This is a genomic window from Xanthomonas sp. CFBP 8445, assembly GCF_025666235.1.
GTDB classification, from domain to species: domain Bacteria; phylum Pseudomonadota; class Gammaproteobacteria; order Xanthomonadales; family Xanthomonadaceae; genus Xanthomonas_A; species Xanthomonas_A indica.
Map to the genome: position 1 here is coordinate 4,781,621 of NZ_CP102594.1, position 24,584 is coordinate 4,806,204.

6 protein-coding genes are annotated in these 24,584 nt (G+C 68.4%); 2 read left to right on the forward strand and 4 right to left on the reverse strand.

What is annotated here, in order from left to right; all coding sequences use genetic code 11:
- Positions 1-176: 176 nt before the first annotated feature.
- Both NUG21_RS20660 and NUG21_RS20665 read right to left on the reverse strand, forming a co-directional pair.
- Positions 177-15,713, reverse strand: a complete 15,537-nt coding sequence (locus tag NUG21_RS20660) for a hemagglutinin repeat-containing protein (protein ID WP_263391897.1) — start codon at positions 15,711-15,713, stop codon at positions 177-179.
- 79 nt (positions 15,714-15,792) lie between these two features.
- Positions 15,793-17,538 carry a ShlB/FhaC/HecB family hemolysin secretion/activation protein gene (locus NUG21_RS20665; protein WP_263391898.1) on the reverse strand — a complete coding sequence of 582 codons (1,746 nt, stop codon included), beginning with the start codon at positions 17,536-17,538 and terminating at the stop codon, positions 15,793-15,795.
- Positions 17,539-18,034: 496 nt separating this feature from the next.
- Here NUG21_RS20665 and NUG21_RS20670 point away from each other — a divergent pair, with 496 nt between their 5' ends.
- Together NUG21_RS20670 and pyrF are read left to right on the forward strand one after the other, a co-directional pair.
- A complete protein-coding gene (locus NUG21_RS20670; protein WP_242082749.1) occupies positions 18,035-18,952 on the forward strand; it encodes a 5'-nucleotidase, lipoprotein e(P4) family in 918 nt (305 codons plus the stop codon).
- Positions 18,949-19,683: an orotidine-5'-phosphate decarboxylase gene (gene pyrF, locus NUG21_RS20675; protein ID WP_263391899.1), complete on the forward strand. Its 735-nt coding sequence runs from the start codon at positions 18,949-18,951 to the stop codon at positions 19,681-19,683. The genes NUG21_RS20670 and pyrF overlap by 4 nt, the downstream gene beginning before the upstream one ends.
- A gap of 178 nt (positions 19,684-19,861) precedes the next feature.
- Here the strand turns inward: pyrF and NUG21_RS20680 are convergent, their stop codons facing one another.
- Together NUG21_RS20680 and NUG21_RS20685 are read right to left on the reverse strand one after the other, a co-directional pair.
- Complete coding sequence (locus NUG21_RS20680) at positions 19,862-21,379, reverse strand: tryptophan halogenase family protein (RefSeq protein WP_263391900.1); 1,518 nt, start codon at positions 21,377-21,379, stop codon at positions 19,862-19,864.
- 118 nt (positions 21,380-21,497) lie between these two features.
- The gene (locus tag NUG21_RS20685; RefSeq protein WP_242082738.1) at positions 21,498-24,557 is read right to left on the reverse strand and encodes a TonB-dependent receptor; all 3,060 of its coding nucleotides are present in this window, start codon (positions 24,555-24,557) and stop codon (positions 21,498-21,500) included.
- Between the last annotated feature and the right edge of the window lie 27 nt (positions 24,558-24,584).

Sequence of the window (24,584 nt, forward strand, 5' to 3'; positions counted from 1 at the left end):
AAGCCCTAGGGCTTCCATGTATGTTCCGAAATCCACGAATGGCTCGAGTCCTACAGCCTCAGACGAGAACCATGTAGCTTCACATTCTTGGCAGATGTACAGCAATCTCCCGGTGGATTTAATTTTGGCTGTGCAAATATCGCCTTGTTCACATCTTGGACAGAGCATCTCTAACCCTACTTGACAGGATAGGCAGTTATTACCTTATTTGTTCCCGGGCGTACAATTATTTTGATGTTTTGTTCGCCAGAGGTTCCAACAACGCGTCCCATCGGGACGATATAAGCACCGGGATCTCCAGGGACAGGACTTCCTTTTGTTAACCAAGCCTGATCAATTAATCCCAAGACTTGTTTTCGATCTACATTGAAAACGCTATGAGTAGTTTTATTCGGGTTGGGTACCGCATGATCTAAAACATGTTTAATTCTATTTCCATGTACGGATCCCTGTCCATATTCGAGTCCTGCTGGGGTTGTCCAGGTCCGAGTTGCCTTGTCAAAAGTAAGCTTTACCGCCTCATCAGCCGACTGTGCGTTACCAAGTGCAGCAGAACTCCTTAGAGCTTCAAGGGTCTCCTCGGACGCATAAATTTCACCAGCCGGACCCTGTATAACCGTTTCGCCGTCAGGGTTAACTATACGTCTAAATCCATTCGGCAGCTGACCCGTTTCATTGGCACCCGCTCCAGCTGACTTCAAGGTACCGTAGCCCGGAGGGAGTTCAGGAAAGCCATTCAAAACAGCTGCATCAATGGCATTGCCTTTCGAAACATCTGCCACCACATTCGCCGTAGCAGTACCATCAACCGAGCGAATAACCCATTTCTCTCCTGTGCCACCTGCTGTTTCAGCAACCCCTTTGAGTCCCGTCCGCGCAACAGTGCTTGCGCCCGATGTCAGAAGGATCTCGGCAACAGTAGCAGCACCGAGGAATCGCTCATCGAATGCAGACGTGCCCGATACCGATGCACCAGTAAAGTAGTTAGTTGCCTGACCAGGCTTATAAAGATCTTGCCATGCGGCGACGGTGGTTCCGGTTTGATCCAGAATCCCTGGAAGCATCATCCCAAATATGCCCATGCCAGGCACGCCACCCGGGATTTTATCGAGTGCGTTGTAGAGCTTCTGCCCGTTCGTGGGGAATGTACGGGACACCGTGCTAGCGAAAATGGCATCCTCTGGATCTACACCGTTTGCCGCCCAGTAGTCCGCCATCAGTTGGTCGAACCGCTGCAGCGTGTGTTTTCCTCCTTCCTCATCCATCAATGCGTTGGCCAAATCCACGTTGATCGCGTAGTCGGCATCGCGTGCTTTATCTAGCTCGTTGATGGCATCGACGATCTCACAAGACCGCTTGTTCGCGGCGGCGCATTCCGCCTGCGCAACCTTTTTTAGTTCGTTCTCGTTCTCCTTCAACCAGTTGTTTTCCACTGCATTCCGCGCAACTGTGCTTCCCACCGCCGCATCGCTCACGCTGCCGCCCGTCATCCCGCCGACAAGCGCACCGACCGCTTGCGACAACGCTAGGATTGTCTGCTTGTCCTGCTCGGATAGATCGCTCGGCTTGGTGTCGGCGCCATAGAGCGTCTTGGTCAGGTATTGCGCTGCAGCTTCGCCACCCGCTCCAGTAAGTGCACCGCCTGCGGCGGAGCTTCCATTCGCCTCGGCCAACACCGCACCCAGCAGCGCATGCGACAGCAACTGCAGCGACTTGTTCGGATCGCTGCCATGGTTGGCGTCGAAGGTCTGCCCGATCAGTTGCGCCGCGTACGGCGCCAGCGCATTGCTCGCCACCTGCGTGCCGCTCTGACCGGATACGCCACCGACCAGTGCAGTGGTAACTGCCTGCAAGGCACGGTTGTATTCGCCACCCGTGCCCCATTGCTTTTCTTTGGCGTAAGCGTCGCTGTAAGCCGTGCTCTGACTAAGCAGCACGTTCTGCTGAGCCGTCGGGTCCAGCTTTGCGAATGCCTCTTGCTGATCGCCATTGAGGCCTTCCAGGTAGGCATCGCGCGCCTCGGCGGTCTTCTTCGCCGCATTGGCGGCGATATCACCTGCCACCTGCCGACTGGTCTCCAGCACCGTCCCGGCCGCCGCGCCCATCGCCTGCTGCTCGGCCAGCACCTTGCGCACGTCCGGCAAGGTCGCCAGCGCTTCGTTCGCCTTGCTGGCATCGGTGTTGATGCCCGTCTCAGCCGCCGTGGTGCGCTTGCCGCCGATCGTGATGTTGCCTTCGGTCAGCGTGGCGCGCGTGGTCGTGCTGTCGTTGCCGCTCTGGGACATCGGCAGCCCGCCGCCCAGCCCGCCGCTGTTGACTGAGCCGTAGTTGCCGTTGGCAATCGTGTTGCCGATGTCTCGTGCCTGCTCGCCCACCGTGCTGCCATCGGCCCCGGTAGACGATTGACCAGTACCGCTACTACCGAACCCGCCAGCGAGGCTGCCCGAACTGGCCGAGTAGCCCATCCGGTTCTGCAGGTCGCTGAAGGTCAGCGAGGTGGCGGTCAGTTCGCTGTTGTCCGCATTGGTGCTGGCGATGGCGCCGCCGACCAGGTTCACGTTGCCCGCATCGACGTGGTAGCCGCCCTTGCCGGCGAACAGGCCCGACTGTTCGGTCACCCCAGAGGAGTTGCCGTTGGCCTTGGCCGTGCTGGCGTAGCCGCTGGCGTCCCAGGCGGTGCCGAAGGACACCTGGATGCGGCCGCCGTAGCCGCTCTCCTTGGACTGGATGTTCGAGGTGTCCTGCAGCGACTCGATGGTCAGGTCGCCGCCGGTCTGCACGTCGATGCGGTCGGCCTTGGCCACCGCACCGCGCAGCGTGGTGTCGCCCTTCGAGGTGAGGGCGATGTTCTGCGCGGCCAGCTCCGTGTTCTTCCACGTGGCGCTGTCGGCGTTGGAGGAATGACTGCCGACACTGGCCTGCGCGTAGGCATAGACGCCGGTCTGCGCGCCGACCGAGGCGCCCACGCCCACTTCCAATCCGGCGTTGCTGCCCTTGCTCTGTTCCGAGCCCGAGGACTTGCCTGCTTCCAGTACCAGGTCGCGTGCCGCGTCCAGGCTCAGGGTGTCGCCGGCCTTCAGGTTGCCCTGCGCCACGTGCAGGTCGCCGCTGGTGCTGGTCAGGCTGACGTTGCCGCCGCCGCTGATGGTCGAGCCCTGCGCGGTCTGGCTGCCGGCCTTGTACTTCTCCGTGCTGGTGGCGTAGCCCACGCCCGCTTCCACGCTGACCAGCGCGCCGCTGCCGGCGCCGCCGGCCATGCTGCTGATGGCGCTGGCCGCTTGATAGCCGTTGGCCGCTGCCGCCATGCCCTGCATCGCCGACAGCCTGCCGTCGGAGTTGCGCGCCGCATCGACGTTGTTGATCAGGTCGATCAGTGGCGACTTCACCCGCGCAAACGCACCGATCTTCAGCGTGTCGTCCTGCGAGGACGTGGCATGGCTGTCGTTGGCGGTGAGCAGCTGGATCGACGCGGCAGTCACGTCCACGTCCTTGGCCGCGACCACGTTGCTGGCGCTCTGCGTATAGGTGCCGCCCGCGCTCAGGTTGACGTTGCCGCCCAGGCTGCCGACGCTGCTGGCCACCTGCGTCACCGTGGCGTTGTCGTCGCGGTGCTTCTCGGTGTGATAACCGGAGAAGCGCTCGGTGTCGGAGATGACCACCGTGCCGATCGCCTTGTTGTCCGAGACGTTGGCGTTGCCAGCGGTGTCCTGCCCGCTCTGGATGGTCAGGTCGCCGGCGGCGTGCATGGTCACATCGCCCTGTGCCGCGATATTGCTGGCGGTCAGGGTGATATCGCCCTTGGTCGTGCTCAGGCTGGCGTTGCCGCCCACCGACAGTTGCGTGCCGGTGATGGTGTCGGTCTGGCCGTTGCCGTTGCCCTTCTGGTTGTAGTTGCCGAACGGCAGGCCCGCCGCATTGTTGAAGCTCCAGCCCTTGCCGCGGCTGTCGTTGCCGCTGGACTCGGTGGTATGCGCCACGCCCAGGTCGATGTTCTGGCTCGCCAGCAACAGCGCATTGCCCTCGGCCGACAGTTGCGTGCCCTGGCTGGTGATCGAGCCGTCGCTGGCGAGCAGGGTCAGGTTGCCGCCGGCGCTGACTTGGCTCACCCGCGCAGTGCTGGTGCTGTCGTTCTGACCGGCATTGGAGCGGTGCGATCCGGCCTGGATCACCACCGGCGTGAGCGCGGCCGCGGTGCCGGCCATGTCGCCCTCCGCGCGACGGCTGAGCTTGCCCATGGTCGAGCCGCTGTCGGGCATGTTGCTGGTCGCCGAATCGCGTGCGCTGCGATACGCCGCGGCCGGGTCGTAGGTCACGCCGATGGAGAAGCCGCTGGACTTGCTCGACTGGTTGGACTGGTTGTCCACCGTGTCCTGTGCCGCGAGCAGCGCGATGTCCTTGGCCGCCAGGGTCAGATCCTTGCCAGCGGCGGCGTCGGAGGCACCGATGGTCAGTTGATCGCCCGCACTGATCAGCAGATTGCCGTTCTTGGCACCGACCGCGGAGGCCACCTGGGTGGTGCTCTCGGTGCTGCTGTCGCTGCTGCTGCGCGACTTGCCGTAGCCGAGGCTGGCCACGCCGCCGGAGAAACTGGCGCTGAAGCCCGACTTCTTCTGAGCGCTGCTGTGCGCTTCGCTGCTCTGGTCCTGCGCCGAGACGATGGCCACATCGTTGCCGGCCACCAGGCGCGCGTCCTGCTGAGCCAGCACGGTCGAGCCGACCACGGCGATGTCGTTGCCTGCCTTGATCTGCACGCTGCCTGCGTCCAGCGAGGTGCCGACGGCCAGGCTGTCGTGCCACTCGTCATGCGTCGTCGTGGTCTTGCTGGACAGGAAGCCCTTTTTCTTCTTCTGCATGTCCTGCACGGCGTCGTGCTGCTCCTGCTCGGCGAGCAGGTTGACGTCGTTGCCGGCGGACACGGCCAGTGCCCCCTTGTCCGTGAACGCCTTGGCCGCGGTCAGGTTCACATCGTGGCCGGACTGCAGGGCGATGTCGCCGCCGGCGGTGAACTCGCTGCCGTAGACGGTCTCGTCGCGGGTGCTGGTGGTCTGCTTGAAGCGCTTGCGCGTCTCCAGGGTGGTACTGCTGTCGACCGTGGTGAGCGTGGTGCTGTTGAGGTCGTTGCCTGCGACCACCGCCAGGCCCTTGCCGGCGTCGAGCTTGGCGGCGGTCAGGTTGACGTCGTGGCCGGCGCTGAGCACCAGGTTGCCGCCGGCGGTGAGTGCCTGCTGGTCGATGTCCTGGGTCGTGGTGGTCGTGACGACCTTGGTCTTGCCCTGGCGGGTCTGGTCGGTGACGGTGCGGCTGTCGCCCAGCACCGAGGTCACGTCGAGGTCGTGCCCGGCCGCGGCGATCAGGTCGCCGCCGGCCTTGACCTGCGCCTGGCGGATGGTGAGGTCGTTGCCGGCCGCCAGTTGCAGGCTGCCGCCGGTCTCGAGGCTGGTGCGCACCGTGGCCTTGCCGTTGGCATCGGTGACCGGGGTCAGCGACAGGTCGTGCCCAGCCTGCAACGCGGCGTTGCCGCCGGCGGCGATCGCCACGCCGTGCAATTGCAGGTCGTTGCCGGCTTGCAGGGACAGGTTGTTGCCGACGGTCAGGCTGGTGCCATCGCCACCGCGCATCAGACCGGACTCATCGCGCAATGCGGTCGGCTGCAGCGTGAGGTTGTTGCCCGCCTGCAGCGCAGCGCTGTTGCCGGCCTGCACGGTCGTGCCGGTGAGGCTGAGGTCGCGGCCGGCCTGCAGCAGCAGGTTGTTGCCGGCAGTGATGCCCGAACGAAGGTCGCCACCGGCGATGGCGTCGCGGGTGGTGCTGGTGAGGTCACGGCCGGCACTGAGCAGCACGTCGCGGCCAGCGATCTGGCCGCCGAGGTTGAGCAGGTCCTGCTTGGCCTGCAGCGCCACGGTGCCGCTAGACACGATGCGGCCCTGGTTGAGCAGGTTGCCCGCGGTGGCGTTGACGTTGGCGCCGCTGATGGTGCCGGTGTTGCTGAGGCCGGCCGTGGCGTTGAGCGAGACGTCGCCGTTGTCGCTGGCCAGCAATGCGCCGTCGCTGCGCAGGGTCAGCGCGGTCTTCGACGACAGGTACACCACCGGCACCAGCACCTTCTGGCCCTGAACCTCCTGTTCCACCATCCACACGATGTCGTGGGTCAGCGCGGCGACCTGGTCGGCGGTCAGCGCCACGCCCACGCTCAAGTGCAAGGCGTCGGCCTCGACAACGCCGCCGTCCAGCAGCGCACGGTACTGCGCCACGCCGTCGGCATAGTTGCCCAGGTAGCGGCGGCCGGTGAGCTGGGTGATCTGGTCCAGGACCAGACGCTGTTCGTAGAAGCCATCGCCCAGGCGGGTCTGGGTCCACTGCGGATCGACGCCGAGCTTGTCGAGCAGATAGTCGCTGCTGATGAAGTTGTTGTAGTCGACGAAGCGCGGATCGGTCTCGATCAGGTAGCGGCGGCCGGGGGCGCTGGTGTTGGCCTTGACCCCGCCCAGGCCGTTGGCGGCGCGGCCCAGCGTGTTGACGCTGGCGCCGCTGCTGCCGACCAGGCGATACAGTCCGCCCATCGGCAACACGATGTTGCCAAGCGGCGCGCCGACGCCGCCGACCACCTGCGGCACCTGGCCGGTGCCCGGATCGATCTGCTGGTATTGGCCGGGCACGGTGCCGGCGGTCAGCACCGCCTGCGCGGTGCCGGCCTGGACCTGGCTGCGGCTGCCGCTGCCGGCCCCGCCGAATTGGGCCTGCACGCCGCCGGCCTGGACCTGCGACGCATTGGTGTTGCTGCCGCCGACCAGGGTGGCCTGGCCGTCGTCGATGCGGATGGCACCCAGGCTGGCAGCGACGATACGGTTGCCGACCGTGGCCTTGCCGGCGGCCGCCGCGGTTTGCGCCTGCACGGCGATCCCGCCGGCACCGCCAGCGCTCTGCGCGCCGCGGCGGTTCAGGACGCCACCCTGGGTGGCATTGAAGGCGGCGCCGCTGATGCTGCGGCCATCGCTACCGACCGCGCCGTTGCTGATGGTGGCGCCGTTGATCGCCACACCCTGGCCGCCGGTCATGTTGGCGGCCAGGGCGATGTAGCTGGAGTCGACCGTGGTGGTCGACAGCACGTTGTTTTCGCGGTTGTAGCCGCAGATCGGGCTCTTGCGTGCGTTGGGTCCGGAGACCTGCGTCATCGCACAGTCGTCGATGTACGCGATGACCTTATGCTCGACATCACGCTGTACCACTTGCTGCTTCAGCGCCAACGCCTGGTTCGCCACGGACTCGCCGCCGGTGATCATGCCGTCGGCCATGCCGCCGACCCCGCGCTGATTGACCTGCAGTGCACCGGCCGCAGCGATGGTGGAGGCGTTGTTGGTCACGCTGCCGGACAGCGCGATGTTGCCGCCCGCGGCGATGCGCCCTTCCGCGCTGGCTGCGATCAGGCGCTCGCGCTGCTCGACCGAGTACTCCCGGTAGACGCCAGGGCTAGGCCCTTGATAAGGCACGCGAATGTAGTAGGGCTGGTTGGGATACGTGATCCCCCTGCCTTCGATCAACTCGCTCGGCATCGCTGCATTGGCCGCCGCCTTGTCCGCATCCGACAGCGGGCCGGTCTGGGTATTGAGCACCCGCCGCCGATTGTTGATCTGATTGGCCGCGATCAGGATGCTGCCATCGGCCTCGATGCTGCCGGAGACGTTGTCCAGCGTGCCGGTGCGCGCGGTGAGGGTGCCGTTGCCGTCGCGCGCGGCGCCGATGGCGATGTTGCCGAGGCTGAAGATCTTCGCATCGCGGTTGACCAACTGGTCGCGCACCAGCAAGGTCATGCCGCTGGTGGCGCCGATCAGCGCACTGCCGTAGGCGGCGTTGTCGGTGGCGCTGCCCAGGTCGGCACCGTTGACCAGGGTGCCGGTGTCCACCAGCACGTTGCCGCCGACCAGGCTGCCGGTGTTGGACACCGACCCGGCAGTGACCTGCAGGTTGCCGCTGGCGGAAAGGTCGCCGGCATTGGTGACGCTGCCGCCGGTGTTCAACTGCACGTTGCCAGAGCGCATGCTGGCGCCGGCGAGATTGCTGATGTTGCTGGCGTTGATGCCGAGACTGCGCCCGGCCTGCAGCGTCGAGGCGTTGACGAAGTTGCCGCCCACCGCCAGGCGGAAGTCGCCGTTGCTGGTGATGTCGGCACCGGCGCGGTGGGTGTAATCGCTGCGGATGGTCAGGTCGAGCAGGTTCTGGCCGAGGATGCTGCCGCCGCCGTCGAAGCCGACGGTGTCGATGACCACGTCGCCCACGCCGCCGGTGCTGCTGCCGGCGCCGATCTGGCCGCCGCTGTTGCTCAGGCTCTGCAGGGTCAGGCGCACCGCCTGTTCGGCCTTGATCTTGCCGCTGCGGTTGTCGAGCGTCGCGCCGCTCCGCTGCAGCAGCATGCTGCCGCCGGCGTAGACGCTGCCGCCCTGGTTGTCGAGCGCATTGGTGTTGGCGATCAGGTCGCCGCCGGCCACCAGTTGCCCGCTGCCGTTGGCGATGCTGGCGGCGTCGAGCACGACGCTGCCGCGCCCGCCCAGGCTGCCGCCGACGTTGCGCAGGTCGCCGCCGGTAGTGAGCCGGGTCAGGCCGCCGCCGTTGTTGACGATGCTGCCCTGGCTGTTGTCGATGCGGCCGCCGGACAGGGTCATGGCGTTGCCGCTGTCGAGCTGGCCGCCGCTGTTGAGCAGCGCACCGGTGACCGCGACGCTGAGATCGCGGGCGGCGCCGATGCGGCCGCTCTGGTGGTTGTCGAGCTGGCCGCGCGCGGTCAACGCCAGATCGCGCCCGGCCTGCAGGGTGCCGGCGCTGTTGCTGACGTTCTCTGCGCCGAGGGTCAGGTCGGTGCTGGCGCCGAGCAGGCCACGATCGTTGGTCAGCGCATGCGCCAGATCGGCACGCAGGTCGCCGCCGACACCGTTGACGCTCACCGCCTGCAACGTACCGCCGCGGTTGTCGAGGCTGTCGGCGTGCAGCATGAGGCTGCCGCCGGCGGCCTGCACCACGCCGCTACGGTTGTCGAGCGCGCCGTTGCCCAGTTGCAGGTTCAGGCCGCGCGCGGACACGTTGCCGCCGACGTTGCCCAGTCCGGCCGCGGTGACGCTGGCATCGCCGGCCGCGGCAATGGCGCCGCCCTGGTTGTCGAGCGTGCTGCCGGCGCTAAGTTGCAGCTGGCCTTGGGTGAGGATGCGACCGCCGGCATTGCCCAGCGCGCCGGCGCTGCTCACCGTGAGGGTGCCGCTACCGGCGTGTTCGATGCGCCCTTGCGCATTGTTGATCGACGCCGCGCCCAGTTGCAGGTCGTTGCCGTTGCTGACCAGGCGGCCGCTGCCGTTGTCGAACGCACCGGTGACGGCGATGCGGGTGGTGCCGCTGCCGCTCTGCACGAGGGCGCCATTGCCATTGCGCAGCGTCGCCGCGCTCAGGTCCAGGCCCGCCGCCTGCAGCGTGCCGCCGACACCGTTGAGCGCGCTGTTGTCCAGTGCGCCACCGGCGCGCACGGTGAGCAGGCCGCCGGCCAGCAGGTCGGCGCCGCGGTGATCCACGTCGCCGCTCGCGGTCAGGGCGACGTCGCCGCCGACACGGACGGTGCTGCCGGCCAGCGCGAGTTGTGCGGCATCGGCGGCGAGGTTGCCGGCGGCGATCAGGCGGCCGCTGGCGCTGAGCGTGCCGTCGGCATGCAGGGTCAGCGTCCCGCTGTTGCCCAGGCTGCCATCGCTGCGCACGCCGGCCGCGGCCACGCCGCCGATGGCAACCGTGCCGCCGCTCAGGCGCAGGTTGCCGCTGGACAGGGTCTGCCCGGCGTTGTCGATGCGCTGGCCCTGCAGCGCGATGTCCGCACCGCTGACGGTGCCGTGCTGGAGCACGCTGGCGTCGCTGCCGAGCACCACCTGGTTGGCGTTGAGCGTGCCGGCCACGGTCAGGTCGCCGTACGATTGCAGTTGCAGCGTGGTCGCGGCGCTGAGGGCGCCGCTCTGGGTCAGCGCGCCGCCAGCTTGTGCGCTGAAGGCGCCGGCCGAGGCCAGGGTGCCGCCCAGATTCAGATCGCCCTGGCTGACCAGGGCCACGTCGCCGGTCTCGCTGCCGAGCTGGCCGCTACTGGCGACGCTGGCCGCCTGCACGCGCAGGGCGCTGCCGGCGATCAGGTCGCCGCTGTTATCGACCGTACCGTTGGCGATCAGCGCCAGGCGCTGCACGCCGTAGCTGCGCCCGGTCTGCTGCAGCGAACCGACGTCCAGTTGCAGGCGCTGGCGCGCACGCAGCGCGCCGGCGTTGCTGAGCAGGCCGCTCACGGTGAAGGTGCCATTGCCCAGGGCGGCGAGCATGCCGCTGGCGCTGTTGGTGGCGCTGGCGGCGGTAATGCTCAGGTCGGTGCCGGCGACCACTTGGGCGGCATTGTTAAGGGCACCGGTGGCGCGCAGGTCGAGCGTCGAAGCGGACTGCACCAGGCCACCGAGTGCGAGATCGCCCGTGCTGGTCATCGCCAGCGTGGTGCCGGCGTCGACGGTGCCCTGGCTGTCGATGGCCGCGCCGTTCAACTGCAGCGCGCCGGCGCTGTGCAGCACGCTCTGGTTGCCACTGCGCAGGGTGCCGCCGGCCTGCAGGGCGGCGTCCTGGCCGGCGCTGAGGCTGCCGTTCACTTGCAGGTCGCGCTGCGCCTGCGCCTGCAGTCCCTGCGTGGTGGCGAGCTGGCCGCCCACGGTCAGGTCGCGGCCGGCGCGCAGGTCCAGTGCCTGCGCGCTGAGCGTGCCGGCCTGCACCAGATCGCCCTGTGCCTGCGCGCTGAGCTGGGTTGCCGCGGCGACGGTGCCGCCCAGCGTCAGGTCGCCCTGGCTGGTCAGCGTCACCTGGCCGCTCTGGCTGCCGAGCTGGCCGGTGCTGGCGATGCGCGCGGCGTCGAGTTGCAGGTCGCGCTTGGCGATCAGGTCGCCCTGGCTGTCGATGGCGCCGCTGGCGTGCAGGCTCAGCGCGTCGCCGGCATAGGCCTGGCCGCTGTGCTGCAGGTCGCCGACCTGGAGGGTCATCGCCTGGCCCGACTGAAGGGTGCCGGCATTGGCGAGCGTGCCGGCGGTGGTCAGGCCCAGCGCGCCGCGCGCGGCGAGGCTGGCGCCGGTGGCGTTGGCGATGCCGGCGGCGGTGACGGTGAGATCGCGCCCGGCCAGGACCTGTCCGGCATTGGTCAGCTGCGCTCCCGCGGTGAGGACGACGTCGCGCCCGGCCTGGGCCACGCCGGCCACGGCCAGGTTGCCGTCGCTGCGCAGGCCCAGATCGGTGCCAGCGTCGAGCGTGCCGCGGCTGTCGATGCTGCCGCCCTGCAGGGTGATCGCGCCGGCCGTGCTCTGCAGCACCGCGGCGTTGCCGGTGGCGACGCTGGCGCCTTGCAATTGCAGATCGCCGCTGGTCAGCGCCTGGCCATCGACGCTCAGCGCGCGTTGCGCCTGCAGCGTCGCGCCGGTCGCGCTCTGCAATCCACCGGCGACGCCGACATCGCGCCCACTCAAGGCGATCACGCGCGCCTTGGCCACGCCATCCAGACGCAGGTCGCCCAGCGCGGTGGCGTTCAGTGCCTGCGCGGCGATGACGCTGCCGCCCAACTGCAGGTCGCCCTGGCTGGTGAGCGTGACCTGGCCGTTCTGGCTGCCGAGCTGACCGCTGCTGCTGAGGCTGCCCACGTCCACCAGCAGATCGCCGCCAGCGATCACGTTGCCGCGGTTGTCGACCGCGCCGCTGCTGCGCAGCGTCAGCGCCTGGCCGGTGGAGAGCGTGCCGCTGTGCTGCAGGCTGCCGGCCTGCAGGGTCAGCGCCTGCTCGCCACGCAGCAGGCCGGCGTTGTCGAGCAATCCATCGATGTGCAGATCCAGCGCGCGACCAGCGGCCAGCGTGCCGGCGGCACGGTTGACCGCGCTGCCCGCCTGCGACTGCAGGTCGCGCCCGGCCACCACGCGGGCGCTGTTGTCGAACGCACCCGCGGCGGTCAGCCGCACGTCGTTGCCGCCCTGGACGATGCCGGCCAGGCGCAGTGTGTCCTGGCTGCGCAGGGTCAGATCGGTGGCGGCGTCGAGCGCACCCTGGCTGTCGATGCTGCCGCCGTCCACGGCGATGTCCGCCGTGCTCTGCAGCACCGCGGCGCTGCCAGTGCCAACGCTGGCACCACGCAGCTGCACGCTGCCGCCGGCCAGCGCCTGTCCATCGAGTTGCAGCGCACGTTGCGCCTGCGCCTGCAGGGTGCCGGCGCTTTGCAGCGTGCCGGCCAGGCTCAGGTCGCGCCCGGCTTCCAGTTGCGCCGATTGCGCCTTGCTGGTGCCGGCGTGCAACAGATCGCCCGCCGCCTGCAGATGCAGCGCGGTGCCCGCGACCTGGGTGCCGGTGAGTTGCAGATCGCCTGCACTAGTCACGCTCAGTTGGCCGTCCTGGCTGCCCAACTGGCCGCTGCTGGCGACGCTGCCGGCGCTGATCGCCACATCGTGCTTGCCGATCAGATCGCCGGTATTGCCCAACGCGGTCGTTGCCTGCACGGTCAACGTATCGCCGGCATAGGTGCGGCCACTCTGTTGCAGGTTGCCCACGGTCAAGGTCGCCGCCTGACCAGCCTGTACCAGACCGGCGTTGTCGAAGTTGCCCTGCACGCTGGCATCGAGTGTCGTCTGCGCGAGCCACTGGCCTTGCGCCTGGTTGTTGGCGCTGGCGGCGGTGAGTTGCAGCGCACGCCCGGCGAACACCTTGGCTTGGTTGTCGAGGGTGCCGTCGGCCAGCACCGCGACATCGCGCCCGGCCTGGGCGAGGCCGCCCAGGTGCATGTCGCCCGTGCTGTGCAGGCGTAGATCGGTGCCCGCGTCCAGCGTGCCCTGGCTGTCCAGGGCCGCCGTGTCCATCTGCAGGGCGGTCGCGCTCTGCAGGATGGCACCGCTGCCCAGTGCGACGCTGGCGCCACTGACGCTGACCGCGCCGCTCGCGCTGGCCTGGCCGTCCACGCGCAGCGCGCGCTGCGCCTGCAGTTGCAGGGTGTCGGTGCTCTGCACGGTGCCGGCCACGCCTAGGTCGCCCGCGGCAGCGAGCTGCACGCCGGCCGCACGCAGGCTGCCGCGCTGCTGCAGATCGCCGAGCGCCTGCGCGTTCAAGGCGCCGGCGGCCACGACGACGCCATCGAGTTGCAGATCGCCGCGGCTGTTCAGCGCGACCTGGCCGTGCTGGCTACCGAGTTGGCCGCTGCTGGCGAGACTGCCGGCATCGACCTGCACATCGCTGCCGCCGACCAGGTTGCCCTGGTTGGCAACGGCGCCATCGACGGTCAGCGTCAGCGTCGTGCCGGCATTGGCCGAACCGGTCTGCACGAGGCTGCCGGCGCTCAGGCCGAGCGCGCCACCGGCGTACAGCTGGCCATCGTTGGACAGCGCACTGGCGCTGGTCAGGCTGGCGTCGCCCAAGGCCGACAGGCTGGCGCCGGCGGCGTTGCTCAGGGCGCTGGCGTTGGCGCTGAGCGCGCCGCCGGCCACGACCTGGGCCTGGTTCTGCAGCGCCCCGGCGCCGGTCAGCGCGAGGTCGCCACGCGACTGCACGGTGCCGGCCAGCGACAGGTCGCCGGCGCTGCGCAGCGCCAGGGTCGTGCCGGCATCCAGCACGCCGGCCTGGGCGATGCTGGCGCCATCCAGCGCCAATGCGCCGCCGGTCTGCACCTGCCCGCTCTGCAGCAACGCGCCCTGCGCGTGCAGCGTGGTGTTGCCGCCGGCGACCAGGGTGGCGCTGCTGCGCAACTGGCCATCGGCGCTCAACTGCAGATTGCCATCGGTGCGGACCACACCGTCCAGCGTGGCGTCGCCGGCCGCCTGCAGTTGCGCGCTGCCCGCGCCCAGGGTGCCCGATTGCAGCAAGGCGCCGCCGGCCTGCGCGGTCAGCGCGCCTTTGGCCGCGACCTGTCCGGCCAGGGCCAGGTCGCCGCGGCTGCGTAGGGCGACGTCGCCGCCCTGGCTGCCGAGTTCGCCGCTGCTACGCAGTTGCGCCGCGTCCACGCTCAACGCGGCACCGGCGACCAGGCTGCCGCTGTTGTTCAGCGCCGCGGTGGTGGCGAGCGTGGCGTTGCGCCCGGCGTAGCTGCCGCCGGTGTTGCCGACGCTGGCCGCGTCGATGCGCAGGTCGCGGCCGGCGTACAACGTGCCGGCGTTGTCGAGCGCGCCCGGCGTCGCCAGCGCGACGTCGCCGCCGGCCGAGACCACCGCACTGGCCGCATTGCCGATCGCCGCCGCGCCCAGGTCCAGGCGCCCGCCGGCGCTGAGCTGGCCGAGCGTGTCCACGCGTCCGCCGGCCTGCACGCTCGCGTCCTGCCAGGATTGCGCAAGGCCGGACAGGCGCATGTCGGCGTCGCTGCGCAGGCTGAGGCCGGCGCCGGCGTCGAGCACGCCGGCGGCATCGATCCGCGCCGCCTGCACTGCAAGGCTGCCGGCGCTCTGCACGGTGCCGCCTTGCTGCAGCCAGGCCGCTCCGGCCTGCAGCTGCGCTGCGCCACCGGCGTAGGCGCTGCCGCTGCTGCGCAATTCGCCGCTGGCGCTCAGCGCCAGATCGCCGCCGCTGTAGAGGCTGCCGCCGGCGTCCAGTTCCGAGCCGAACAGGGTGATGGCGCCGGCGCTGCTGCGCCCGCTGTGCGCCAGCGCGCCGCTGGCGGCGGCGTCGAGCAGGCCGCGGGCGATGGTGTCGCCGCTCAGCGTCAGATGCGCGGCGCGCAGGCGCACGCCGGCCTGCTGCGAACCAAGCACGCCCTGCTGGCTCAGCGCGCCGGTCGCGCGCAGGTCGACGTCGTCGCGGGCCACCGCGGTGCCGGCCAGGCTGAGCTGGCCGGCGCTGTCGATCTGCAGGCTGCCGCTCTGCGCGGACAGGGTGCCGCGGCTGACCACGCCCACGCCGGCCTCGGTGGCGATCAGGCGGATGCGGTCGGCGTACATGCCGCCCAGGTACGCCACGTCGATGCCGATCGCCGGCGCTGCGCCATCGCTGCCCGGCAGCACCTCCAGCAGCATGCCGTCGTAACCGATGCGCTGCGCACCGGCGCTGGCCAGCAGGTCCTTGGCCCACACCGACCCGCCCACGCTCAACTGCCGCGACAGCAGGTCCAGGCGGTCGACGTTGTACGCGTCCAGGCCGTTGCTGCCGACGCTCAGCGCGCCGCCGGTGATGGAGAAGCCGTTCAAGGCGCCATCGGCGCCGAGCAGCGGGGTGCCGGTAGCCAAGGTGACGCGCGAGGTGTTGAGGAAGCCGCAGCCGTCGCAGACGATGCCGTTGGGGTTGGCGATCACCAGCTGCGCCTTGGCCCCGGCGATTTCGGTATAGCCCTGCAGGCGGCTGGTGGTGGAGGTGACTTCGTTGAGGATCAGCGTGGCCGCGCCGCTGTTCTTCAGGTTGTCGTTGCCGGCGATGTAGCCGCCAAGCTCGGTCTTGGAGATCTGCGCGCTGTTGTTGAGGATCAGGCCGTTGCTGCCGACATCGAAGCGCGAGTAGCGGTTGTGCGAAACGCCGCGCGCGTTGGGGGCGACGATGTCGACCACTGGCACGCCGTTGGCCGCGGCCTGCTGGCCGGGCTGGCGTCCGTCCGGATTGGCGACCGGCGCGACCTGCGCGTACAGCGGCAGCGAGGTCCAGGTGACGGTGCAGCACAGCAAGGCGGCGAGGCCGCGCTTGAGTGGCTCGAGCAGGCGGTGGCGGCGGTCGGTACGGTCCATGTGCATCGTCGTGTCTCTCGTGCCGCTCACCGCGGCAAAACCCATCGCGTTGCCTGCCGCCGGCCGGCGGCAGGCCGTGTCAGAACTGGTAGATCAGGCGCACGCCGTAGGCCGGCTGCGCGCTGTGGAAGTCGCGCGGTGCGTGCAGGTCCCAGCCGGCAAAGCCATCCCAACTGAGCCCACCGCGCGCACCGCGCACGCCGACGAAACCGCCGACCAGGCTGCGCCCGGCTTGGCCGGCAGCGCTCGGTCCGGCGATGCGGCCGGCATCCACGCCCAGGTACGGGGTGATGCCCAGGCGCTGCACCGGCAGGTTGAGGGTGTTGCGCCAGTACGCGCCGCGCTCGGCGCCGAGGGTGCGTTCGCCGTCGAAGCCGCGCACGCTGTAGCGTCCGCCCAGGGTGATGAATTCCGAGCCCAGCAGCAGTTGCGGCGAGGTCTGCGCATGCAGGCTGCTGTCCCAGCTCATCGCCACGGGGCCCAGCGCGAACGGCAGGCCGGCGCTGACGTCGAGCGTGGTGACGCCGTAGCGGTAGCCGGGGAAGCCCACTGCCGGGTCGTAGCCGGTCCACTGCCCGTCGAACCACGGGGTACCGCGGCGATGGCCCAGGCGCGTGTCCAGCTGCAGCTTGCCCAGGTAGTGGCGATGGCTGAGGTAGAGCTCGGCGCTGGTGGTGTGGCGGCGCTGGATGCCGATCTCCACGCCGTCCAGGTAACTGCGCGCCGCGCGCTTGGCCACCACCATGCCCAGCGTGGTCTTGCTGGTGCCGGTGCGGTGGATCACCCGCTGCAGATCCAGTTGCGCGCTGTCGGAGCTGCCGCTGGACTGGAAGCTCTGGCGGAAGCCGTCCACCTGCTGGTGGTAGCGGTACGACGACAGCGACAGGGAGAACGTCCACCAGCCCCACGGCACGCTGTAGGACAGGCTGTTGCCGCGCGTGCCGCGGGCGGCGCCGTCATCGACCAGGTCGTGGTTGTAGCCGATCGAGAGCAGGTCGTTGATGCCCAGCGGCGCATCCAGGGCGAAGTCGACGCCGCCCTGGTAGCGGCCGGTCGCCTGCACGCCGGAGTCGTCGGCGTTGAGCACCGCGCGCCAGCGCTTGCTGCGCTGCACGGTGATCAGCAGGTCCGATTCGCCCGGCTGCTCGCCCGGGGCGATATCGATCTTGGCGTCCTGCGACGGCACCCGCTTGAACTGCTCCACGCCCTGTTCGATCGCGCGCAGGTCCAGCACATCGCCCGGCCGCAGCGGCAGCGCACCGCGCCAGAACACGCGGCCGTCCGCCGACTGCACGCGCACCTGGCGCAGGCGCCCGGGCAGCAGCTCGAAGCGCAGCTCGCCGCGGGACAGGTCCTGCGCCGGCACGCCGAGGCGGGTGGTGACGAAGCCGCGCGCGACCAGTTGGTCCAGCGCACGGCGGCGGATCAGGTCGATGCCGGCCGTGCCGATGCAGCGGCCCTCGTAGCGGCGCAGCGATTGCCACAGCCAGGAAAAACGCGCCGCATCGGGGCCGGCGCCGCTGAGGCGGATGCGCTTGATCGGGAAGCACAGTGCTTCGGTCGGCAAGCTGGTGCTGCGCATGTCGGCCGGCGCCTCGGCCTCGCGCGGGCCCACGAACGGCGCCTGCCGGTCCTGCTCCTGCTGCCGCTGCACTTGCTCGGCCTGGCGCAGCTGCTCCTGGCGGTCGAGCGTGCTCGGCGGTTCCTGCGCCTGTGCCAGGCGCACGCCGGCAAGCAGGCACGCGGCCAACACGACGCGAGAAGTTCCTTTTCTCCAGCTGTCCACTGCAACGTCCCCTGTGACGCTTCCGGCGTTTGCCTGCATGCGCAGACGCGATCGCGCCGCAGCGCGCGAGGCGCCGCGTCTCGCGGTTTTCCGTACTGATAAGTGTGGTGCAAACCACAGCGCGGCGCGATCCGGAAACTCCCCACGCGGTGTCGGGAAATTCCCTTCAAAACAAGCATTTACGTGCGTTATGCCGCTTTTTTTGGTGACACTCGTCACGCATCCCATGGCCGCTGCAGCACCATGCGTGGCGCCGTCGCATCGCCGTGCCAAGCCGCAGGGTCTCGTCCTGAAACAACAACTGCCCTCGGCGCGACACTCCGGGTGCAGACGTTGCGTCCACACCGACAGCGGACCCGGCGTCGACGCAGCAACGGCGGCGGTCCTTCGCAGTGTCGGCTCGCCCTGCACCCAGGCGGCCGAGGCGATCGCCTCGTGGCGGCCACGCCCTGCGCAGCAGTGCCAGACGCCCCGGCACGCCTGTCATCGCAACCGGCTAAAATCCGCGGTTCATTTGCCCAGGTTCCCACGCCCGATGACGCCGATCGCCCGCACCGCACTGGCCTGCGCCGTGCTCGCCCTGTCCGCCTGCAAGCCGCAAGCACAGGTCGCCGACCCCGCCGCCAAGCCGGCCGCCACCGCCAATGCCGCGTCGACCGCGTCCGCTGCTGCCCCGGGCGCTGCCGACGACAATCTCAACGCGGTGCTGTGGATGCAGCGCTCGGCCGAGTACCAGGCCCTGGCCGAGCAGACCTACCGCGCCGCCGCCGACCGGCTGGACGCGGCACTGAAGGAACCGAACTGGGACGCGCTGGTGCCGGAGGAGCGCGGCAACGCCGCCACCGGGTTGAAGCCGGCGGTGGTGATGGACGTGGACGAAACGGTGCTGGACAACTCGCCCTACCAGGCGCGGCTGATCCGCAACGGCAAGGAATACGACGAGGTCACCTGGGACCAGTGGGTGGCCGAGAAGAAAGCCAAGCCGATCCCCGGCGTGGTCGATTTCACCAAGGCCGCCACCGCCAAGGGCATCACCGTGCTGTACGTGACCAACCGCGCCGTGCACCTGACCGACGCGACCCTGGCCAACCTGCGCAGCGCCGGCCTGCCGGTGGCCGACAACAGCGTGTTGCTGGGCCTGGGCACGGTGGTCAAGGATTGCGAGCAGAACGGCTCGGAGAAGAACTGCCGGCGCAAGCTGGTCGGCCAGCAATACCGTGTGTTGATGCAGTTCGGCGACCAACTCGGCGACTTTGCGCAGGTGGTGGCCAACACCCCGGAAGGCCGCGCGCAATTGCTGCAGCAGTACCACGACTGGTTCGGCGAGCGCTGGTGGATGCTGCCCAACCCCAGCTACGGCTCCTGGGAACCGGCGCTGTTCAACAACGACTTCACCCAGTCGCGGGCCGCGCGCCACCAGGCCAAGGTGCAGGCGCTGGAGCTGGCGCAGTGAGCCGCGCGCCGCTGCCACTGACGCCGCGCGAGCGCCTGATCTTCGCCCTCGACGTGCCCGGGCGCAGCGAGGCGCTGGCGTGGATCGAGCGGCTCGGCGACGCGGTGGCGTTCTACAAGATCGGCATGGAACTGCTGGCCTCCGGCGAGTACTTCGACGTGCTGGACACGCTGGCCGGGCGCGGCAAGCGGGTGTTCGTGGACCTGAAGTTCTTCGACATCCCGGCCACCGTGGGCGGGGTGATCCGGCGGCTGTCGCAGTGGCCGGTGGACTACTGCACCATCCACGGCTGGCACCCGCCGATGATGCAGGCCGCGGCCGAGGCCAACGGCAGCGACATGCGCCTGCTGGCGGTGACCGTACTGACCTCGATGGGCCGCGCCGACCTGGCCTCGATGGGCATCGACCGCGCGCCCGAAGACGTGGTGGTGGAACGCGCGCTGGCCGCGCAGGCAGCCGGCATCGACGGGGTGATCGCCTCCGGCCAGGAAGCCGCACCGATCCGCCGCGCCACCGGCGCCGGCTTCTCCATCGTCTGCCCGGGCATCCGCCCGGGCGGTCCGGTTGGCGATGACCAGCAGCGCACGGTGGGCGTGGCCCAGGCCTTCGCCGACGGCGCCGATGCGATCGTGGTCGGCCGGCCGATCCGCCAGGCCGCCGCCCCGCGCGCGGCGGCAGAGGCGATCCAACGGGAGATCGCGGAGACGCTGGCTGGCGGCGCTGCGCGTTGATTTTAAATCAATAACTTAGGCGATAAATTCTAAAGTATTGCTTTAGCTTCGGCGTGCCGGTAGCATGCCCAGCGTCCGGCTCTGCCGGAGATGTGCCATACCGTTTTCCGGCTTCGGTCGGATTTGAAGAGGCCCGCGCCTGGTGCGCGTGGCCTCTTTTTTTGTGCCCGCGTCGCGCTCAGGCGGGCCGGGCCGCGCAGTAGCGGTCGATGAAGGCCTGGTGCGGCGGCATCGCGTCGGCGCAATGGCCGATGGTCTGCTCGACGCTGGCCATGAAGCGCTCCAGATCGGCCTGCGGCACCTGGTCCACCAGCGGGTGGTAGGTGCGCGGCAGGATGCCCTGCCCGACCATCACCTGCACCCAGCTGATCTCGGCGAACATCTCGTCGCCGTTACGGTAGAAGCGGCCGCTGTCGCGGAACAAGTCCAGGGTCTCCTGCAGTTCCGGGGTGATCGGCATGCTGCGGCAGTGCCGCCAGAACGTGCTGTCGTCGCGCTCGGTGGCGTGGTAGTGCAGCAGCAGGAAGTCGCGGATGCGGTCGAACTCGAACGCGATACGGTGGTTGTAGCGCCGCACCAGCACCGGGCTGATGCCCTCGCGCGGGAACAATTCCAGCAGCTTGGAAATGCCGGACTGGATCAGGTGGATGCTGGTCGATTCCAGCGGTTCCATGAAGCCGCTGGCCAGGCCCAGCGCGACCACGTTGCGGTTCCACACCTGCTTGCGGCGGCCGGTGACGAAGCGCAGCGGGCGCGGATCGGCCAGGGCCGGGCCGTCGAGGTTGGCCAGCAGCGTGGCCGCGGCCTCGTCGTCGCTGATGTGCGCGCTGCAGTACACGTAGCCGTTGCCGGTGCGGTGCTGCAGCGGAATGCGCCACTGCCAGCCGGCCGCGCGCGCGGTGGCGCGGGTGTACGGCGTCGGCGGGCCGACCTTGGCGCAAGGCACCGCCAGCGCGCGGTCGCACGGCAGCCAGTGGCTGAAATCGTGGTAGCCGGTGTGCAACGCCTGCTCGATCAGCAGGCCGCGGAAGCCGGAGCAATCGATGAACAGGTCGCCGGCGATCGTGTCGCCCGACGCCAACCGCACCGAAAGCACGTCGCCCGATTCCGGATGCAATTGCACCTCCTCGACGATGCCCTCGCGCCGGGTCACCCGGCGCTGCTCGGCGTAGCGGCGCAGGAAGCCGGCATACAGCGCCGCATCGAAATGGTAGGCGTAGGCGATGTTGGCCAGCGGCGAATTCGGCGGCACATCGGTGGCCGAGGTCATGAACCGGTCGCGCTTGGCGGCGACGGTGTTGAGCGTATAGGCGCCCAGCGGCCTGGCCTTGCCGGCCAGCGCCTGCTTGAACCAGTACTGCTGGAACGGCAGCAGCCCGAGCGGATGCCCGATCTCGGTGCCGAAGCCGTGCACGTAGGACGTGCCGGGGCGTTGCCAGTCGGCGAACTCGATGCCGAGCTTGAAGCTGCCCTGGGTGTGGCGCACGAACTCGGCCTCGTTGATGCCGAGCAGATTGTTGAAGGCCTTGATGTGCGGCACGGTGGCCTCGCCGACGCCGACGATGCCGATCTGCTCGGACTCGATCAAGGTGATGCGGTAGTCGGGGCCCAGCACACGCGCCAGCGCGGCAGCGGCCATCCAGCCGGCGGTGCCGCCGCCGACGATGACCAGGTTGCGGAGAGGGGCGGCGATCATGCGTGCGTGGTCCTGTACCGAGGAAAGGGGCGACCGCAAACGCGGACGGGGCCACGCGGCCCCGTCCGTTGAAACCCCACGCGCGCCGGTCGGGCACGCGCGTGGGTCATGCCGTGGATCAGAACTTTGCGCCGATCTCGAAGGTCACGGTGCGCGGCACGTAGTTGATGTCGCCGGTGGTGTTCAAGCCGACATAGCTCGTATCCAGGCGTCCGCCGGTACCGAAGTAATTGCCGGTGCCGTCGGGACCGCCGTAGATGTAGCTGGAGTAGTTCTTGAAGTTGAAGGCGTTGAGCAGGTTCACGCGCGCCGTCAACTTGAAGTCGTTGTACACGGTGAAGTCCTTGGTCGCCTGGAAGTCGACCGTGCGGTAGCCCCAGATCTTGCCGCCGACCAGGAACTTGCCGCTGCCAGGAGGAACGAAGCCGATCTGCTGACACGTCGCCCCATCGGGATCGGTCTTGCCGTAGCAGGCAATGGTATTGACCGGCTCGGGCGTGGCCAGTACCACCTTGGCGCCGAAGGTCATGCCCCACGGACCGTCGATCGAGCCGGAGGCGACGAAGCGATGCGCCGACACCGCATCGGACTTCACGAACGGGTAGTCGTGGATGGTCGCCTTGTCGAACGAGTACGGCTCGTCGATGTTGCGGTTCTGACGCGCGCTGGTGTGGGTGTAGGACAGGGTCAGGCCCCAGCCCGATTCCTTGGTGTACGGCTTGTCGGCCGACAGCAGCACCTGGCTGCTGCGCTGCTCCAGGCCGTTCATGCCCAGGATCGTGTTCTGGTAGCCCGGCACCGGCTGACCCCACGGCGCATTGCCGTCCTGGAAGTACGCGCCATTCGGGTAACGGTTGATCAGCGACATGGCAAAACCGTCGTAGCTGAGCACACGCTGGAAGGTGACATCGGTCTGCCAGTCACCGATCTGGTTGGTGATACCGAGGCTATATTGGTCGCTGTACGGCGTCTTCAGATGGTTGTTGAACATGAACAGCTCGGCGCTGCCGCTGACGCCGGGAATGGTGTTCAACTGATCCACGCCATTGAGGTAGCGCGGATCCCACGCGGTGCAGACGCGATCGGCGCGGTAGCACTGGCCGGTGGCCGGATTCTGGAAATACACCGCAACCGGCGACAGCGCCGCCTTGCTGGTCTCCAGCGCCAGCTGTTCGAACAGGTTGCGGTCGTAGGAGCGGCCGGCGCCACCGTGCAGGACCGAGCGCTCGTCGCCGAAGAAATCGTAGGAGAAGCCCAGGCGCGGCGCCCAGCCATCCTTGAAGTTCTTGCGGTTACGGCCGGTGCTGATGTAGTCGGCGACATTGATGCCGCTGGGCAGCAAGCGGTTGGCCCAAGGCTGACCCGGGTTGGCCGGATCGTTGGAGTACAGCGCGTCGACGAAAGCCTGCGAGGTGACGAAGTCGGTGTAGGCCGGGCTGTCCTCGTAGTCCCAGCGCACGCCGACGTTGATCATCAGCTTGTCGGTCGCCGCCCAGTCGTCCTGGATGTAGATGCCGTACTGCTTGGACGGCGACTCCACCGTGGCCTTCTGGCCCGGCGTGTTGTACGGCGCGACGTAGTCCACACGGTACGGGGTGGCTGCCACGCCATTGTTGTTGACCGCATAGCTGAACTGCGGGTTGAGCGCGGCCGCATCCTGCGAGGTCAGCTTGATGTCCTTGTAGCTGACGCCCATCTTGATGGTGTGCTCGCCGTGCCACTGGAAGCTGGTGAAGGTCAGGTCGTTCTGCAGGAACCAGCCCTTCTGACTCTTGCGCTGCACGTTCAGGCCACCAGCGGAGCCGGTTTCCAGGAAGGTGTACTCATCTACGTCAGTGGTGGAGCCGAGGCGCGGAGCCAGATACTTGTAGACGATGCCGTTGCCGATGCTCTTCGGATTCGGATTGTTTTCCGAGTCCTCGGTACCGACGATCAACTCGTTGAACCAGTTGTCGGCACTGTGCTGCCAACGGATATTGGCGCGCTTGTCCTTGTTGATCTTGTCGGTGCCGTGGTCCGGCGCACTGGTGCCGCCGACATTGCCGGTCTGGGTTTCGTCGCGGTACTGGCCGCTCAGTTCGATGCGGTCGCGATCGGTCGGCTCGAAATCGATCTTGCCGAAGTACAGATCCTCGCTGAACGGCATGTTGGCTGCGCCGTACTGGCTGGAGATGTTCGACGGCAGCAGGCCAATGTAAGGCTGCGCGTTGGCGTCGGCCTGCACACTCTTGGGCACCACGTTCTCCTTGCCTTCGTAGGCAACGAAGAAGTGCATGCGATCCTGGATGATCGGGCCGCCCAGGGCGAAGCCGTACTCCTTGGTCTGCGAATCGATCTTGCCGTTCTTTTCCTCGTCCGGACGCTTGTCGCGCAGATCCTGATCGGTGTAGCGGTAGAAGGCCTCGCCGTGGAACTCGTTGGTGCCGGACTTGGTGGCCGCGGTGATCGCCGCGCCGCTGATCTGGCCGTACTCCGCCTTGTAGTTGGAGGTGATGACCTTGTACTCGCCGATCGCCAGCTGCGGGAACGGATTGCCCTGGGTATCGCTCTGGCCGGCGATGCCGCCGCCCTTGACGTAGCTCTTCTGGCCGACGCCGTCGATGTACAGGTTGCCGGCGCTGGCATTGGACGCACCGCCGCGCAGCTTGGTGTTTCCGTTGCCATCGACCTGGAACACCATGCCCGGCACGGTGTCGGCGAATTCCAGGAAGTTGCGGGTGGCCTGCGGCAGCTGCTGGATCTGGTGCAGTGACACCACGTTGCCCACTTCCGAGGTCTTGACGTCCTTCAGCAGCGGCGCGCTGACGGTGACGGTATCCAGGGTGGTCGCGTCGCCACCTGCCGCCGGCGCGGTGCCGGTGAAATCGACGGTGGACGAAGAGGCCACTTGCAGCGTCACCGTCTGGGTCACGCCGTTGACCTCGACCTTGTAGGTGCCCGGCGGCAGGCCGACCACGGTGTAGTTGCCGTTGGCGGCGACAGGCGCGCGGCGCACCGAGCCGGTGGCGATGTTGGTGACGGTGACCTCGGTGCCGGCCTGGGCGGCGGCGACTTGGCCGCGCAGGGTGGCGCTGCTGGACTGCGCCATCGCCGGCATCGTGGCGAACAGGCAGGTGGCCAGCGCGCAGCACAGCAGGCTGCGTGCGGGCAGGTTGGAGGCGGAACGCGATTTCTTCATGACAAAAGCCCTCCCAGGGCGGTAAAC